Source organism: Nocardia sp. NPDC050630 (assembly GCF_044457245.1).
In the GTDB taxonomy this organism is placed as follows: Bacteria; Actinomycetota; Actinomycetes; order Mycobacteriales; family Mycobacteriaceae; genus Nocardia.
This window is the reverse complement of the sequence record NZ_JBITGN010000026.1, coordinates 13920-29701: the sequence shown is the minus strand read 5'-3', so window position 1 is coordinate 29701 and position 15782 is coordinate 13920. Positions and strand designations below refer to the sequence as shown.

The following is a 15782-nucleotide window of genomic DNA, read 5'->3' as shown; positions in this document are numbered from 1 at the left end:
TGAACCGCTCGGGCAGCGGCTTGTCGCTCCTGTCGGAGTTCAGCCGCCGCGGTGCCCACCGGCGCGGGCACTGTGAGCGAGCGGGTCCGCGCCACAGCGGAATCCATTGGGCTGCGCTCGCTGTTGTGGACGGTGTTCATACCTGTGGTGCTCTACGGCATCGGATCCGGCGCGGCCGCACCGATGTACGCGCTGCGGGCACTCGATCTCGGTGCGTCGGCAAGTGTTGCCGGAATTGTCGTCGCACTGAGCGGGCTGGGGATGGTGCTGGCGGACCTGCCTGCCGGGCGGATCGTCGCGCGCATCGGGGAGCGCTGGGCGATCGCCGTCGGTTCGGGGCTCGGTCTGGTCGGGGTGCTGTGCGCGATCTTTGCCCCCGATACCTGGGTGCTGGCGGTCGGTGTGCTGCTCAATGGAACCGCCAGTGCGGTATGGGGTTTGGCGCGACAGTCCTACATCGTGGCCGTGGTAGCGCCGGACGAACGAGGTAGGGCGTTCTCGGCGTTGGCCGGTGCCTCGCGCCTCGGATCGTTCTGCGGGCCGTTCGTCGGGGCCGGAATGGTCTACCTGATGGGGCCGAGCGGTGCCCTGTGGTTGCAGTTCGGCACGACCGTCGTAGCGGGCGCGGCGATGCTCGCCATCGGTTCGGCCGACGGTGACGATATGGACGCCGCTGGTCACACTCTGCGCTCGGTGGTCGTCGAAAACCGCGGGGTGCTGGGCACGCTCGGGCTGGCGGCGCTGCTGATGGGCGGTGCCCGCGCGACCCGCACCGCGCTGCTACCGCTGTGGGCCGCGCACATCGGCGTGAGTGCCGCCGCCACGAGCCTGATATTCGGCGTAGCCGGAGCTATGGACGTGCTGCTGTCCTATCCGGGCGGCATCCTGCTCGATCGGTTCGGCAGCCGCGCCACCGGGGTGCCGTCGATGTTGCTGTTCGGGGTCGGCTTCGCGGCGCTTCCGTTCACCTCGACGGCACTCGAACTCACCGGTGCCGCAGTACTGCTCGGGCTGGCCAATGGTGTCAGCAACGGCCTTATCATGACCGTCGGCGCCGACGTCGCACCGCCGGGTCAACGCGCGGAATTCCTCGGTGCCTGGCGGCTGACCCACGACGTAGGCATGTTCACCGGTCCCATCGCGGTCGGCTTGATCAGCGCCGCAACAGTTCTCGGTGCCTCCGCGCTCGTCATCGCCGCAGCGGTATTCGCAGGCGCCGTCGCCGTGCACCGCTGGTTCCCCGGCACCTACCCCGTCCTTGCTCGGAGACGCACCCCGGACTGACTGAGCGCCTGCACCGCTCATGGCACACACTCAGTGCATGCCTCGCAGAGGTTGCACGTTCTGCGAGGATTTCGCTCGATATGCGAGGCCCTGCACCGATGGGCGGGGTAGCTCAGGTCGCTCGGCGAGTTCGGCCCAGGTAGGCGAGGAGACGGTCGGCCGGGGCAGTGGTCGGCGGTTCGATCGGCGGTGCGAATAGTGGCCACCGATCGGCTATCGGGACGAGTTCCGGTGCCACCGTGAGTAGTTCGTGGGCCAGGTCCTCAGGTATCGGCGGGGTACCCGGTGAGCTGGCAGCGAGATCCCAAGCGTGGACTGTCAATTCGAGAGCACCCACGGTCCCGAGAATGCGGGCGGGCACCGGCCTCCCGAAGATGACCACCGAGCCAGGGTGCTCATTCGCCCAGTCATCGAGCAAGGCCAGCGCTCGACTCCGAATATGCAAGGTTCCCGCACAGTTCGGCAGCGGCGCGCCTGCTATGACACGAACCTGTCCGCCCGCCAAACCTTCCCGCAGCGCGGCAATCGACTCGTCGACATGCGCGAGCAGCATGCGCGTATTCCAGCCCCGACACGGTGTCGGCGCCGACAGATCGGAACCGGGGTCGGGCAGCACCGACAGCAGATACGCGACCGCCCGCTCGAGCAGATCATCGCTCATGGCAATACCGGCTCGGGCCACTCGGCCGCCACCAATGACGTGGGCAGTCCGAACGCCGCGAACATCGAGCTGTCGTGATAGGAGACGACATGTGCGACCCCGGTCGGGGTCACCGTGAGGATCTGCAGCGATTGCGCCTGACCGCGCAGGTAGAACGCGAATCCGGGCTGACCGTTCGCGGCGATCGGCATCATCCGGACCTCGCCCGCGCTATACGGACACTTCGACCGAACCAGTTCCACGATCGTGGTGTTGCCGCGGAACCACTCCTCGATCGGTGGCATCTCCCACACCGCATCCGACCGCAACAGCGTGACGAGCGTATCCATATCGGCGGCTTCGAACGCGGCGGCATAGCGATCGAGCAGCGCGCGGATTTCGGGGTCGTTCGGTTCGGCCACCGGCGTGTCCGGCTCCAGCTCCGCGAGCGCGGCATGCGCGCGCTGCAGCATGCTGTTCACTGCGGCCGCGCTGGTCCCGAGCAGATCGGCGACCTCGGCGGCCTTCCAGTGCAGCACATCTCGCAATATCAGTACCGCACGCTGACGCGGCGGCAGATGCTGCCAGGCGGCGATCAATGCCAGCCGCATACCCTCGCGTGCCGCGACGATGGCCGCCGGATCCGAAGTCTCCGGTGTGACCAGTACATCCGGCATCGGTTGCAGCCACGGGGTTTCCGGCGCGAAGTGAACCGCCTGCGTGGGATCCGCGGTCGGCTCGGACAATCCGGTGGGCAGTACGCGGCGTCGGTGCTCGAGCGCATTGAGGCAGGCATTGGTGGCGATCCGGTACAGCCAGGTCCGCATCGAAGCGCGCCCCTCGAAGTCGCCGTATCCGCGCCAGGCCCGCAGCATCGTCTCCTGCACCAGGTCCTCGGCATCGTCGACCGAACCGAGCATCCGATAGCAGTGGGCGAGCAGCTCGCGCCGATACGGAGTGGTACGTGCGGCGAATTCATCGCTGTCGGTCATGTGCTGTCCTTCCGGGCGTCCGAATGGCAGCCCCTCTGAATATCGACCGCCGTACCGCCCAGAACTCATCGGTGCGATGAGTTTCGAGCCGCGGCCGGTCGGTATCTGTGCGTGGCCGAACCATCGGGCACGCCGAAACCACAGGAAGGACCATCGTGAGCACACCGATCGTTTCGGCGGTGACACAGCGCTGGGTGCTGGTACTCGGCGCGGTCGCGTCGCTGATGGCGGCACTGGACACCCTGGTCGTCGCCACCGCACTGAGCACTATCCGGACCGACCTCGGGGCGTCGCTGCAGACCCTCGAATGGACCGTCAACGGCTACAACCTCAGCTTCGCCGTCCTGCTGATGACCGCGGCGGTACTCGGCGACCGCTTCGGACGTAAGCGGATGTTCATGGTCGGGCTCGGCATCTTCGTCGCCGCTTCCGCGCTCTGCGCGATATCGACCTCTGTCGCGCTCCTGATCGCCGCGCGCGTGCTGCAGGGCATCGGCGCGGCATTGCTCATGAGTCTGGCTTTGGCGCTGGTCAGTGCGGCATTTCCGCCGGAGCGGCGGGGTATGGCCATGGGGCTGCTGCAGGGCATCACCGGGCTCGCGGTCGCGTGTGGTCCGCTGGTCGGCGGGGCCGTCGCGCAGGGGTTGTCCTGGCAATGGATCTTCTGGCTGAATGTGCCGATCGGGCTGCTCGCGTTGCCGCTGGTGGCGGCTCGGGTTCCGGAAGGCTTCGGCCCCGATACCGCGGTGGACGGCACCGGATTGGCACTGGTCACCGGCGGCGCATTCGGCGTCGTGTGGGGTTTGGTGCGTGGCAATATCGCGGGCTGGTCGAGTTCGGAGGTGCTGATCGCGTTGCTCGGCGGTGTCGCACTACTGATCGCCTTCGCGGTCTGGGAGGCGCGCACACGCGAGCCGATGTTCCCGATGCGGCTTTTCGTGAATCGAGGTTTCGCGGCGGGCAATACCGCCATCTTCCTGACCTTCGCGGCTCTGTTCGGCGAGGTGTTCTTCTATGCACAGTTCCTGCAGGCGGTGCTGCACTACGACCCGCTCGGCGCCGGTTTGCGGCTGCTGCCATGGACTCTCACACTCTTCTTCTGCGCGCCGGTCGCTGGTGCGCTGGCCGATCGGGTCGGGGAGCGGCCGTTGATGGTGAGTGGGCTGGCCTTGATGGCAGGCGGCATGTTCTGGATCGCCGTCATCGCCGATCCGGCAATGACCTACGGTTCCTTCGTCGTGCCGTTCATCGTCTCCGGCGTCGGCACCTCGATGGTGCTGCCGTCGGCGCAGAGTTCGGTGGTCGGCGCGGTCGAACACGCGATGCTGGGCAAGGCGGCAGGGGCCAACAGCATGATGCGTGAGCTCGGCGGTGTCTTCGGAATCGCCATCGCGGCAGCGGTTTTCGCCGCGACCGGTGGATATGGTTCGGTGGACGAATTCACCGCCGGATTCGGCCCGGCAATAAAAGTCGGTGCGGCACTTGCTCTACTGGGCGCGGTGGTCGCACTCGCACTGCCTGGACGCAGGGCGGGTGTGGCAGCTGCCGATCTCGAGGCGGCAGCGGTGTCCGTCTGATCGAACGTGGGGCCACGATGCACACCCCTTGTGTCAGCCGCACAGCCGGTACCGACACTGTGCGACTCGCCAAGGGTGTGCACGCATTCGGCCGCGGATTGAGGGGCGTTAATCCCTATGGAGCGTAATACTTTCGAGCCATGGATGATCGGGGTGGACTCGACACAGCCACTCGAACAGCCGGACCCGTTGGGACCGATCCATCATGGGTAGCGCACGACGGAAGTCGGCTTCATCCTTGTCGCGGCGCGCCTTCGCCTTGAACAGGAGTGCGACCTCCGGAGTCGCGTACGGAATGCCCTCGCTGGTATGACGAATCAGATCTTCGTAGGGCAGGGTGATCGATGGGTCACGGCGACACACCCATCGATCACCGTCGTGCGGTTCCCGGAACACGTCGAGCCGATAGCGCCCGGTCGCGGGTTCACGTAGCCAGGTCTGATGGAACTGCGCCGCTCTCGCCGGGAACGGCCGGATCCGATCGTCACCGATCACGTCCCATTCGAAGCCGGGAAAAGCGGCGACGACTTCGCTGAATCTGCCTCGTGGGACACCGATTTCGAGGTCGCTGTGTTCCCGAGCCCGGCCGCCGGTGAACAGATCCAGTGCCCATCCCGCGGTTACGCACCACGGAACCGTGACACCCGCCAACCGCTGCGTGACTTCGGCAGGCGTCCACGCCGCCCACAGCTTGTCGCATTCCTCGGCCGAAACCACGCGCCCATCGGATGACTCTCCAACATCCGGATCAGGCATCTGGACGTTCCTTCCAGGCGAGCGCACCGTTGCGGGATTCAGCGTACGCGGGTACCGAGCAGATGCCGGACGCCGCCGACGAACAATTGCAGACCGAAGTCGAAACGTGCTGTCGCGTCGGGGGTTTCGTTCAGCGGTGAGGCGTCCTCGGTCAGCGCGCCGGCCGAATCCATTTGCATTCTTGACTGCTCGTCCACAGTTTGTCCCAGCACGTAATACAGCAGCGTGTACGCCGCGAGTTCGGCTTCAGGCCGCGGCATCCCGCCGCGGATCGCCGCACTCACGAGTCGTTCCCGACCCTTGCTCGTGGTGAGTCGGGAGGCATAGGTCGCCGAGACCAATTCCGCGCCGTCGCGATAGGCGAGCAGACAACTGCGCAAGCGATGCGCCAGTTCGGTGATCTGGCCCGACCAGTCCTCGGCCTCGATCGGATCCTCCATCGGGGCCAGAATCCGGTCGGCGACCGCGCCGAGCAACGCCTGTTTATTGGGAAAGTGCCAGTACAGCGCACCGGGCTGGACCTGGAGTGAACCGGCGAGCCTGCGCATCGTCAGGTCGGCGAGACCGTACTGGTCGAGAATGGCGATGGCGCCATCGACCACGTCCGCACGGTGCAGCTGCACGGTGTTTCCTTCCGCTGTATTCGATTGCGGCATTCCCCAGGCCCTCCATGGCTACGCTCGCTGCCACCTCCGGGCCCGTCGCTCATGCCGCGCGTGTTTTGACTCACTGTTACCGCTACCCTAGCCTGAACACCGTTCAAGTTGCACGGCCACCTCGGCCGGACGAAGGGATTCGTGCAGTGACCCAGGCACCCGTCCAAACCGATATTCTGGCGACCGCCCGCGAGCAGGTGCTCGAGCGCGGCGAAGGCCTGACCCAGGAGCAGACCCTCGAGGTGCTCCGGCTCGGCGACGACCGGCTGGAGCAACTGCTCGCTCTCGCACACGAGGTGCGCATGAAGTGGTGCGGTCCAGAGGTCGAGGTCGAGGGCATTATCAGCCTCAAGACCGGCGGCTGCCCGGAGGACTGCCACTTCTGCTCGCAGTCGGGTCTGTTCCAGTCGCCCGTGCGTGCCGCCTGGCTCGATATTCCCAGCCTGGTTGAGGCCGCCAAGCAGACCGCCAAGACCGGCGCCACCGAATTCTGCATCGTCGCCGCCGTACGCGGTCCGGACGAGCGGCTGATGGCGCAGGTCGCGGCCGGTGTCGAGGCCATTCGCAACGAGGTCGACATCCAGGTCGCGTGTTCGCTCGGCATGCTCACCCAGGAGCAGGTCGACCAACTCGCCGCCATGGGCGTGCACCGCTACAACCACAACCTGGAAACCTCCCGTTCGCACTTTCCGAATGTCGTCACCACGCACACTTGGGAAGAGCGCTGGGACACCCTGCGCATGGTGCGCGAAGCCGGTATGGAGGTCTGCTGCGGCGGCATCCTCGGCATGGGTGAAACCCTGGAGCAGCGTGCCGAATTCGCGGCGAATCTGGCCGAACTCGAACCGGACGAGGTGCCGTTGAACTTCCTCAACCCGCGTCCGGGTACCCCATTCGGCGATCTCGAGGTGCTGCCCGCCGCCGACGCGCTGCGTGCCGTCGCCGCATTCCGGCTCGCGTTGCCGCGCACCATGCTGCGCTTTGCGGGCGGTCGCGAGATCACCCTCGGCGACCTGGGCGCCAAACAGGGCATCCTCGGCGGTATCAACGCCGTCATCGTGGGCAACTACCTGACCACCCTCGGTCGACCCGCCGAAGCGGACCTGGATCTGCTCGGCGAGCTGAAGATGCCGATCAAGGCGCTCAACGAAACACTCTGAATCGGTCACGAAAGAGGCTGGCGCCGTGAGTACTGTCATGGATATGGACGAGCGCTACAACCCGTTCACCGGAAAACGCATCGTTGCGGGACTCGACGATCCGGTCCCGGCCGCCGCTGCACTGGGACTGGAACCGCCGCGCTTCTGTGAGCAGTGCGGACGGCGCATGATCGTGCAGGTCAGCCCCGACGGCTGGTGGGCGAAGTGCTCGCGCCACGGTGTGCTGGATTCGAAGAATCTGGAACACCGCTAGTGGTGGCCGAATATGGCGACACCGCGCCGCCCGCATCGGCTCGGCCGGTGGGCGTGCGGCGCGAGCTGCGGGCGGCCGCACTGATCGCGGTCGGGGTGATACTGCTCAGCGTGCTCGGCGGTGTGGTGTGGGCCTTCGTGGCACCCACCGAGCAGTATCTGGTCGTCAAGGCGCGCGCCGGTGCGGTGCCGGCCAAGGGCGCGGCACTGACCGGAGAGAGTGTGCACCAGTTCGACGCGCTCGCGATCTTCGTCTGCATCAGCGCGGTGCTGGGCGTGGTGACGGCGATCGGCGTGTGGCGTTGGCGTCGCGTGCGCGGACCGCTGTTGCAATTGGGACTGCTGATCGGTTCCGGCGCAGGGGCTTACGTGATGTCGAAGGTCGGCGAGCAGATCATGCAGTGGCAGCATCCGATGCCCTACGACCCCGCGGTCGGCCAGATCGTGCGGCTGCCGGTTGAGGTCGGCAGTTGGCTGGCGCTGATCATTCAACCGCTGCTCGCCTCGCTGATCGTGCTGTTTCTCGCGGCACTCAGTCCGACAGAGGATCTCGGCTCCGGCTTCAGCGGCCCGTTCGGCGATGCGCGGCCATACGTCACTGCCGCAAGCGGATTCGCGGCCGTCGACAATGCCGATTCGTATCGTGGCGCTGCGAACGGCGGGCCAGTGCCCTACGGTGTGCCTTATGGCGGCTTCGGACCTTCCGGTTCGGATCGCGCGCGCTGACGTTATCCGAACCGTTGCCCACGCGACGGCGCAGACGTACCAAAACGGCCTAGAATTGTGGGACACGCTGTGCGTTCAGAGAGGAACGGATCATGGCGTTCGTCGGTAGCGGACCGGTGGTCGAAGAACTCGACGCGAAATTCTGGCGGGTCGTCGAGCCGCTTGTCTATCACGGTGCCACACAGGAATTCATCATCCCAGCGGGCTTCCGCACCGACTTCGCTTCGGTGCCACGGGCATTGGTCTGGCTGATACCCCGCTACGGCGCCTACACCCGCGCCGCCATCCTGCACGACTATTTGCGGAGCTCGCACGAGGTGAGCACCGCTGACGCGGACGGCCTTTTTCGCCGCTGCCTGCACGAGTTCAAGGTCTCGGTACCGCGCCGGTGGATGATGTGGGCCGCAGTGCGTTTGGGCAGCCGACTGCGCGGAGCCACACTCGGCGATATCGCACGCTTTCTGCTCGTCGCGGTCCCCTCGATTCTTTTCCTGGCGATCCCGGTCGTCGTAGTGCAGGTATTCCTGTGGCTGTTCTGGGTGCTGGAGTTGGTGTTCTGGGCCGTGGCACGCGTCGGACAGCGCACCGCCGCACCACCGCCACAACCTCAGATGAAGACCGCCTGACTGCCCGGTCCGGAACCGCTTTCTCCCATCCCACCCGCGTATTCGTATGTCCTGATCGAGGTTCGCCTTCGCAGCCGTCTGAAAATCGGTGGCCGCATGTGTGGTCGGGTGGATACCGTTGACGCACACGTTGAGCCGCGAGTGGGAAGGAGGTGGCGATGAGCGAGGACATGTTGACCCGGCATGGGCAGGCAGTGCTTGTTCCGGAAGCATCCGGCGCGCAGGAGCGGCAGGATTTGGTGGCTTGGCGGCGGCGGGAAGCGTTGCGGCGGTCCAGTGCCGCGCAGCCGATTCCCAGTGCGCGGCGGTATCGGCGGAAGGTGAAACACAAGGGGCGCGAGCGGGATTGAGGTTCCCGTGATTCGTGGATGACCCCGTGTTCGCGTGCGATTGCATGTGAAGGCGGGGTCTTTGTTGTTGGCGGGGGACGAGTCGTTGTTTCTCTGGGTCGACGGTGTGCTCAGTCGGGCCCGAACACGCCGCAGCACTACGTGAATGCGTCGGCGAACACGTGCGAATGCTGGCGCGCTTGTCTGTCCGGCCCTTCCGAAAGTGCTGCGTTGCCCTCGGGTCGCATGCGGTGAGCAACCGGTCTGCGGCGAATGTGGTGACGAAATCAGAAAGTGTTCTGCCACAGGGCTTCACCGACTCATGGTCGCCGTGTAGCCCGTCCGGTCCGGAACCGGCGAACGGACGACCGGTTCCGGTCCGGATAACTCGTATCCGACTGTGACCAGCCATATTCGGCGACGCTGCGCAACATGGCGTATCGCCGGATGCGATCGATCCCTACCGTCTGAGTCGTTCGATCAATGCGAACCGCGGAGCCAGATTTCGGTCTCGACTCCACGAAAACCGGAGGGATTCAGCGATTCAGAGGGGGAGAGCAGTGTCCTGGAAATCTGTGGTTACGGGAGCCGTGCTGGCGATCGGAGTGATTTCCGGCGCAGCGCAAGCGGCCGCCGAACCGCCGTGCGAGGTGACGGTCACACGGGTCGATGCTCCGGCCGCGTTCCCGTGCATCTGGCCGGTGTGCATTTTGAGCTCCGGGCACCTAGGTGTGCCCGGCGGGCTGTCCGAGTAGAAGGGGAGTGCCCTGGTCGATGGTGACGAGGGCACGCTCGGATGCCGTGGCCCCTACGGCAGTGGCCACGGCACAGTCCATTTCGGGCTCGGCGACCGGTTTCGGGGCGCCGAACCAGGGGGCGATCGTGGGGCAGGCGATCGCGGGAGGTCAGGTGGGTGGGCGCAATGCGGCGAATTCGTCGGTGACTCGTAGTTCGGAGTCGGTGAACCGATAGACCGCTGCGGGGCGTCCACCCGCCCGGCCGGGGGATGCGGTCGCGCCGGTCGGCGTGATCACCTTGCGGCGGGCGAGGACTCGTTGCAGGTTCGTTGTGTCGACGTCGTAACCAAGTGCGGCGCAATAGATTTCGCGCAGCGTGGACATGGTGAAGCGCTCCGGTGCCAGTGCGAAGGCGATATTGGTGTAGGAGAGCTTCGCGGCGAGCCGGGTGCGCGCGTGTTCGACGACCGTGCCGTGATCGAACGACATGCGCGGCAGCTGGGAAACCGGATGCCAGGTGGTATCCGAGGGCAGCTGCGGGTCCGCGGTCAGCGGCACCAGACCTAAATAGGCCGACGCGATCCGGCGCGGCGCGGGCACCCGGTCCGGATTGCTGAATACCGACAGCTGTTCCAGATGCGCCAGCTCACGCACATCGACCTTCTCGGCGAGCTGGCGACGGGCGGAGACAGTGAGGTCTTCGTCATCGCGCAGTCGCCCGCCGGGCAACGACCAGGTGCCCTTTTGTGGGTCGAGTGCGCGCTCCCACAGCAGCACCGCGAGTTCGGTCCGCTGACCGGGCGGACATGGTCGAATCAGCTCATCTGTCATGCGCGCAGGGCTGCTACCTGCGGTGATGTCCTCGGAGAAGCGCCGAACCTGGAACACCGCGGTAAGGGTTTCGTGGATGGTGCTACTATGGGCCACGTTTTCGATTATAAGTCGAAAACCTGGTTTGGTGTGAATCGGCTGGCATGTGAATAGGCACAAGGGGCCGAGCGCACGAGGAGAGGAGCCATCCATGGCGACCATGGGTGTGAAGCTGGCGCCCCCGCTGATGGGGCAGGTAGTCGATGGCCCGACCGGATTCTCCGGTGTCGAGGCCACACCGGAGTGGGCGGCCGAGGTCAAACGCCTCGCCAGGGAACGCAACGCGACGATTCTCGCGCACAACTACCAATTGCCCGCGATCCAGGACGTGGCCGACCACGTCGGTGACTCACTGGCGCTGTCGCGCATCGCGGCCGAGGCGCCCGAGGACACCATCGTGTTCTGCGGTGTGCACTTCATGGCTGAGACGGCCAAGATCCTCAGCCCCGAGAAGACCGTGCTCATTCCGGACCAGCGGGCGGGCTGTTCGCTGGCCGATTCCATCACCGCCGACGAATTGCGGGCCTGGAAGGCCGAATTCCCGAACGCGGTGGTCGTCTCGTATGTGAACACCACCGCCGCGGTGAAGGCGCTTACCGATATCTGCTGCACCTCTTCGAATGCCGTCGACGTCGTCGCCTCCATCGATCCCGACCGCGAGGTGCTGTTCCTGCCGGATCAGTTCCTCGGCGCGCACGTCAAGCGGGTCACCGGCCGGGAAAACATGCACATCTGGGCGGGCGAATGCCACGTGCACGCCGGGATCAACGGCGACGAGCTGACCGAACAGGCCCGCACCCACCCGGATGCCGAACTATTCGTGCACCCCGAATGCGGTTGCGCCACTTCGGCTTTGTACCTCGCGGGCGAGGGCTCGTTCCCGGCCGATCGGGTGCACATTCTCTCGACCGGCGGGATGATCGACGCCGCAAAGGCCGCGAAGTCGAATCAGGTCCTGGTCGCCACCGAGGTCGGCATGCTGCATCAGCTGCGCAAGGCCGCCCCCGGCATCGACTTCCAGGCCGTGAACGATCGTGCGTCCTGCAAGTACATGAAGATGATCACCCCGGCGGCGCTGCTGCGCTCGCTTGTCGAGAACACCGATGAGGTGCACGTCGACTTGGAAACCGCCGCGCTGGCCCGCAATTCGGTGCAGCGCATGATCGAAATCGGCAATCCGGGCGGCGGCGAATGAACGGCTGCGATCGGAGCGCGGTGTGCGCGCTCGTCCGGAGTGGCGGTGCGCAATGATCGCCGGGGCCGTGGGTAGCGGTCACGCTGCCAGCGAGGCGGAGGCATGAGCACCGCGCCGCGGATCGACTGGGAAGCCGCCGCCGATCTGGTCGTGATCGGCGGTGGCGTCGCCGGGTTGACCGCGGCACGCACGGCGTCGCTGCGCGGTCTGCGAGTGCTCATCCTCAGCAAGGGCGGCCCGACCGATACCGCGACCCAATACGCCCAGGGTGGTATCGCTGTCGTCGCGCCGCATGAGGATTCGGTGGAATCGCATGTGCGCGACACGGTCGAGGCCGGTGCCGGACTGTGTGACGAGGCCGCGGTGCGCTCGATCGTCGAGGGCGGTCAGGCCGCCGTCGCCGCATTGACCGATCTGGGCGCGGTCTTCGATCTCGCGCGGGACGGTCAGATCTCGCGCACCCGCGAGGGCGGGCACAGCACGCGACGGATCATCCATGCTGGAGGTGACGCCACGGGTGCCGAGGTGCAGCGCGCGCTGAACGCGGCGGGACTGCCGGTTCTGTTCGGCGCCGCGGCGCTGGAAGTCGTCACCGGGCGGTCCGGCGTCCAGGGCGTGATCGCGGTGTCCGAGAACGGCTTCGGGGTCGTGCACACACCGGCGGTGCTGCTGGCCACGGGCGGGCTCGGTCAGCTGTACGCGCTGAGCACAAATCCGCCGGGCGCGACCGCCGACGGTATCGCGCTTGCGCTGTGGGCCGGTGCGACGGTGGCCGATCTGGAATTCGTGCAGTTCCATCCGACGGTGCTCTACACCCCCGGTGGGCTCGGTAGACGCCCGTTGATCAGCGAGGCGGTCCGCGGCGAGGGAGCGATACTGGTTGATTCCGAAGGGCATTCGGTCACCGCGGGCGTACACCCGCGTGGTGATCTGGCACCGCGCGATGTGGTGTCACGGGCGATCGCCGCGCGGATGCGCGCCCTCGGCGCCGATCACGTCTATCTCGACGCCCGCGCGATCGACAGCTTCCCGCAACGCTTTCCTACGATCACCGCATCCTGCCTGGCCGCCGGGATCGACCCGCATACCGATCTCATTCCGGTCGCACCCGCCGCGCACTACCAATGCGGCGGTGTCGTGACCGACACCCACGGCCGGACCGCGGTGCCCGGTCTCTATGCCGCGGGTGAGGTGGCGCGGACCGGGCTGCACGGTGCCAACCGGCTGGCCTCCAACAGTCTGCTCGAAGGACTGGTGGTCGGTGAGCGCGCCGGAGTGGCCGCCGCCGAACGTGTCGATGTGGAAGCGCATGTCACCGACGTGTCCTTCCACACCATTCCGCGCGCGGCCCGCGCCCTGGTGCAGCAGTCGATGACATCGCATGCCTCGGTGGTTCGCGATGCCGCTGGGCTTGCGGAGGCGGCCGCGCGGTTGCGTGATGCGGTGTCGCACAGTGCGGCAAGTCGGTTGCGTGCCGAGTTGACCAGTGCCAATCAGCGATTCGCGGGCGGTGCTGCGAGCGAACTCTCGGTGGTGAGCGACCTCTCGGCGCTGAGCAGTAACGTGGCGGTGCAGGAGACCGCACAGCTCAACGGTGCGGCCGCGGCGCAGCGCATCACCGCATTCGAGGACGCCGCGCTCACCCTCACCGCCCAGGTCCTGTTGCTCTCGGCAGCGGCGCGCACCGAAAGCCGCGGCTCGCACACCCGCTCCGACCACCCGATCCCCGACGATCACCAACACCACAGTCGTGCAGTGCGTCTGGGCCCAGAAGGCCACCCCGTCCCCGCCCCCGACGGCCTCGACCTCACCACGTGGACTCAGGACGCCATCCCCAGCGCCTCATGACCGAGGCAATGTACGAGATAGGACGAGGAGCGCACTGATGGAACTGGATACCGGCCTGGATCGTGACGAGGTGCTGGCCCTGATCCGCACCGCACTGGATGAGGATCTGCGCTACGGTCCCGATATCACCACTGTGGCAACGGTTCCCGCGGACGCGGTGGTGAAGGCGTCGGTGGTTTCGCGCCAGCCGGGCACCGTGGCCGGACTCGATGTCGGCCTGCTCGTGCTCGACGAGGTGATCGGTGCGGGCAATTACGAAATCACCGATCGGGTCGCCGACAGCACCCGGGTCGAGCCGGGACAGTCCGTGCTCGGGCTGGTCGCGCCGACCCGCGGCCTGCTCACCGCCGAACGCACCATGCTCAACCTGCTCTGCCACCTGTCCGGTATCGCGACTGCCACCGCCGCGTGGGTGGATGCGGTCGCGGGCACCAACTGCCGCATCCGCGACAGCCGCAAAACCCTGCCCGGCCTGCGTGCCCTGCAGAAGTACGCGGTCCGCGTCGGCGGTGGCGTCAACCACCGTATGGGCCTCGGCGATGCGGCACTGATCAAGGACAACCACGTGGTAGCCGCGGGTTCGGTGGTCGCGGCCCTGCGCGCCGTGCGCGACCTGGCCCCCGATATCGCCTGCGAGGTCGAAGTGGACAGCCTCGAACAACTCGAGGCCGTCCTGGCCGAAAACGTCGAACTGGTCCTGCTCGACAACTTCCCGCTCTGGCAAACCCAAGCCGCCGTCCAACGTCGCAACGCCCAGGCCCCCGAGACCAAACTCGAATCCTCCGGTGGCCTGACCCTCGCCGACGCCGCCGACTATGCCCGAACCGGCGTCGACTATTTAGCGGTAGGCGCCTTGACCCACTCGGTGCGCGTCCTCGACCTCGGCTTGGACATGTAGCGGTCAGGCGGTGAGTTCGCGTTCCAACGGGGTTCGGAATCGAGGAATGGCGCGAACGTCGCCGTACCAGGTGGCGATGCGGGCGGCTTCGGCTTCGATGAGCGATTCTGCCTCGGAGCCGATGTCTTCCAATAGGCGATGGGCGATTGCGCCGTCTTTGCGTTGGGCCCAGCCGCCGACAATGCGGCCGTTCCACCAGATGGTCGGCCCGACGTTTCCGTTGCGGTCGAAGAGCATCGGGCCGTGTGGGCCGAGGTACCAGTCGCGGGACTGCCAGCCCATGGGAGTGGGGTCGAGTGCGGGGAGTAGTGCGGCCCATGGTTCGGGTTCGGGGGCCGGTTCCTGGTCGTCGGCCAGTAGTAGCCCGGTGGTGCCGTCGAGATCGACCTCCACCACATCGAGTTGGGCCAGGGCCTTGCGGACTTCGGTGAGTGTCCAGCCGGTCCACCACTTGATATCGGTGACGGGGGCGGGGCCGAATGCGTAGAGCCACTGCCGGACGAGTTCGGCGCGAGCCGCATCGGCGGACACGGTCGCAACGCCTTGCGGCAGCCAGGTTTCTATCGGCGACCAGGTGTATTGGCTGCTTGTCCAACTGCCGTTCGGTCGACCGCGCACAATGCGTCCCTCGACACCGAGAATTACCAGCACCCATGTGGTGATGCTGGTGGGCCGCGAATACGCCTTGCCCGGAGCGGCATCGACCTGCGTGCGCAGCCGAGGTACGTCCTTGCTCAGCTGCGCGCCGGTCGCCGCCCCGCGTGCCAAAAGCGCCTTGTGCGTTTCGTCTTCGACATCGGCGAGCCACGCGCGCACATCCCCGTCGACAACTCCGGCCTGCTCGATGAACCTGCTGTAGGTGCGACGTTGCTTGTCCGCCAACGCATCCGCGCACGACGCCTGCAATACCGGCAGCAATTCGATCGGGGCGATGAACATCGTGCGCCGCATCGCGAGCAGGCGCAGCAATGTCCGATCGTCGTACAGCGCCTTTTCGACATGAGCTGGTTCGGCGGTGAGACTACGCGCGCCCACCGATAGATACACCGTCGCAGGATCGGTCGCATGCAGTACAACCAGGGACCGGACAATCTCGGCCACGTCGTCGGTGCGACACGTCGGCGTGAGCCGATGCCGTCGCGCCAGCCGGGCCCGCCGTTCCGCCGCATCAATCGAACGCATATGCGAATACTAGCGGTCAGATGCCGAACTGCTGCGGGTCCACCCGCAGCGTCT

General features: G+C 66.4%; 16 protein-coding genes. 10 read left to right on the top strand and 6 right to left on the bottom strand.

Annotated features, from left to right (window positions below):
- Positions 1-72 precede the first annotated feature (72 nt).
- Positions 73-1284: an MFS transporter gene (locus tag ACIBG0_RS37310; protein ID WP_397039506.1), complete on the top strand. Its 1212-nt coding sequence runs from the start codon at positions 73-75 to the stop codon at positions 1282-1284.
- A 112-nt stretch (positions 1285-1396) separates the two neighbouring features.
- Here ACIBG0_RS37310 and ACIBG0_RS37305 read toward each other — a convergent pair whose 3' ends face one another.
- Together ACIBG0_RS37305 and ACIBG0_RS37300 are read right to left on the bottom strand one after the other, a co-directional pair.
- Positions 1397-1945, bottom strand: coding sequence for a maleylpyruvate isomerase family mycothiol-dependent enzyme (locus ACIBG0_RS37305; RefSeq protein ID WP_397039503.1), 549 nt, complete (start codon positions 1943-1945; stop codon positions 1397-1399).
- Positions 1942-2916, bottom strand: coding sequence for a sigma-70 family RNA polymerase sigma factor (locus ACIBG0_RS37300; RefSeq protein WP_397039501.1), 975 nt, complete (start codon positions 2914-2916; stop codon positions 1942-1944). Before ACIBG0_RS37300 ends, ACIBG0_RS37305 begins: the two co-directional genes overlap by 4 nt.
- Before the next feature lie 155 nt (positions 2917-3071).
- On the opposite strand from ACIBG0_RS37300, the gene ACIBG0_RS37295 reads away from it, so the two are divergent.
- Positions 3072-4493 (top strand): DHA2 family efflux MFS transporter permease subunit, encoded by a 1422-nt coding sequence (locus ACIBG0_RS37295; protein ID WP_397039499.1) that lies wholly within the window; start codon positions 3072-3074, stop codon positions 4491-4493.
- A gap of 108 nt (positions 4494-4601) precedes the next feature.
- Here the strand turns inward: ACIBG0_RS37295 and ACIBG0_RS37290 are convergent, their stop codons facing one another.
- Entirely contained in the window at positions 4602-5249 is a 648-nt protein-coding gene (locus tag ACIBG0_RS37290; protein WP_397039497.1) for a nucleotidyltransferase domain-containing protein, read from the bottom strand.
- Between the two features lie 38 nt (positions 5250-5287).
- Entirely contained in the window at positions 5288-5872 is a 585-nt protein-coding gene (locus ACIBG0_RS37285) for a TetR/AcrR family transcriptional regulator C-terminal domain-containing protein (RefSeq protein WP_397039494.1), read from the bottom strand.
- 179 nt (positions 5873-6051) lie between these two features.
- Between ACIBG0_RS37285 and bioB the strand changes: the two genes are divergently transcribed.
- The 5 genes from bioB to ACIBG0_RS37260 all read left to right on the top strand — a co-directional run bounded on the left by bioB (position 6052) and on the right by ACIBG0_RS37260 (position 9019).
- Positions 6052-7065: a biotin synthase BioB gene (gene bioB, locus ACIBG0_RS37280; protein ID WP_397039492.1), complete on the top strand. Its 1014-nt coding sequence runs from the start codon at positions 6052-6054 to the stop codon at positions 7063-7065.
- Positions 7066-7102: 37 nt separating this feature from the next.
- Entirely contained in the window at positions 7103-7318 is a 216-nt protein-coding gene (locus tag ACIBG0_RS37275; RefSeq protein WP_397039596.1) for a hypothetical protein, read from the top strand.
- Positions 7319-7320: 2 nt separating this feature from the next.
- Positions 7321-8043 (top strand): DUF2567 domain-containing protein, encoded by a 723-nt coding sequence (locus tag ACIBG0_RS37270; protein WP_397039490.1) that lies wholly within the window; start codon positions 7321-7323, stop codon positions 8041-8043.
- 92 nt (positions 8044-8135) lie between these two features.
- Positions 8136-8669: a DUF1353 domain-containing protein gene (locus ACIBG0_RS37265; protein WP_397039488.1), complete on the top strand. Its 534-nt coding sequence runs from the start codon at positions 8136-8138 to the stop codon at positions 8667-8669.
- A 158-nt stretch (positions 8670-8827) separates the two neighbouring features.
- Positions 8828-9019 (top strand): hypothetical protein, encoded by a 192-nt coding sequence (locus tag ACIBG0_RS37260; RefSeq protein WP_397039486.1) that lies wholly within the window; start codon positions 8828-8830, stop codon positions 9017-9019.
- Positions 9020-9903: 884 nt separating this feature from the next.
- Here ACIBG0_RS37260 and ACIBG0_RS37255 read toward each other — a convergent pair.
- A complete protein-coding gene (locus ACIBG0_RS37255; RefSeq protein ID WP_397039483.1) occupies positions 9904-10662 on the bottom strand; it encodes an NUDIX hydrolase in 759 nt (252 codons plus the stop codon).
- 94 nt (positions 10663-10756) lie between these two features.
- Here ACIBG0_RS37255 and nadA point away from each other — a divergent pair, with 94 nt between their 5' ends.
- The 3 genes from nadA (at position 10757) to nadC (ending at position 14546) form a co-directional block, all read left to right on the top strand.
- A complete protein-coding gene (gene nadA, locus ACIBG0_RS37250) occupies positions 10757-11800 on the top strand; it encodes a quinolinate synthase NadA (protein ID WP_397039480.1) in 1044 nt (347 codons plus the stop codon).
- A 102-nt stretch (positions 11801-11902) separates the two neighbouring features.
- Positions 11903-13648 (top strand): L-aspartate oxidase, encoded by a 1746-nt coding sequence (locus ACIBG0_RS37245; protein ID WP_397039478.1) that lies wholly within the window; start codon positions 11903-11905, stop codon positions 13646-13648.
- A gap of 37 nt (positions 13649-13685) precedes the next feature.
- On the top strand, positions 13686-14546 hold the full coding sequence (nadC, locus tag ACIBG0_RS37240; RefSeq protein ID WP_397039475.1) for a carboxylating nicotinate-nucleotide diphosphorylase: 861 nt from the start codon (positions 13686-13688) through the stop codon (positions 14544-14546).
- Between the two features lie 3 nt (positions 14547-14549).
- Here nadC and ACIBG0_RS37235 read toward each other — a convergent pair whose 3' ends face one another.
- Positions 14550-15728, bottom strand: a complete 1179-nt coding sequence (locus ACIBG0_RS37235; protein ID WP_397039473.1) for a winged helix DNA-binding domain-containing protein — start codon at positions 15726-15728, stop codon at positions 14550-14552.
- Positions 15729-15782 lie beyond the last annotated feature (54 nt).

Excerpts from the sequence above, each read along its gene's own strand:
- nadA (WP_397039480.1), top strand. The coding sequence starts at position 10,757 with ATGGCGACCATGGGTGTGAAGCTGGCGCCCCCGCTGATGGGGCAGGTA.
- ACIBG0_RS37235 (WP_397039473.1), bottom strand. The coding sequence starts at position 15,728 with ATGCGTTCGATTGATGCGGCGGAACGGCGGGCCCGGCTGGCGCGACGG.
- ACIBG0_RS37260 (WP_397039486.1), top strand. The coding sequence starts at position 8,828 with ATGAGCGAGGACATGTTGACCCGGCATGGGCAGGCAGTGCTTGTTCCG.
- ACIBG0_RS37265 (WP_397039488.1), top strand. The coding sequence starts at position 8,136 with ATGGCGTTCGTCGGTAGCGGACCGGTGGTCGAAGAACTCGACGCGAAA.
- nadC (WP_397039475.1), top strand. The coding sequence starts at position 13,686 with ATGGAACTGGATACCGGCCTGGATCGTGACGAGGTGCTGGCCCTGATC.
- ACIBG0_RS37275 (WP_397039596.1), top strand. The coding sequence starts at position 7,103 with ATGGATATGGACGAGCGCTACAACCCGTTCACCGGAAAACGCATCGTT.
- ACIBG0_RS37305 (WP_397039503.1), bottom strand. The coding sequence starts at position 1,945 with ATGAGCGATGATCTGCTCGAGCGGGCGGTCGCGTATCTGCTGTCGGTG.
- ACIBG0_RS37300 (WP_397039501.1), bottom strand. The coding sequence starts at position 2,916 with ATGACCGACAGCGATGAATTCGCCGCACGTACCACTCCGTATCGGCGC.
- ACIBG0_RS37245 (WP_397039478.1), top strand. The coding sequence starts at position 11,903 with ATGAGCACCGCGCCGCGGATCGACTGGGAAGCCGCCGCCGATCTGGTC.
- ACIBG0_RS37290 (WP_397039497.1), bottom strand. The coding sequence starts at position 5,249 with ATGCCTGATCCGGATGTTGGAGAGTCATCCGATGGGCGCGTGGTTTCG.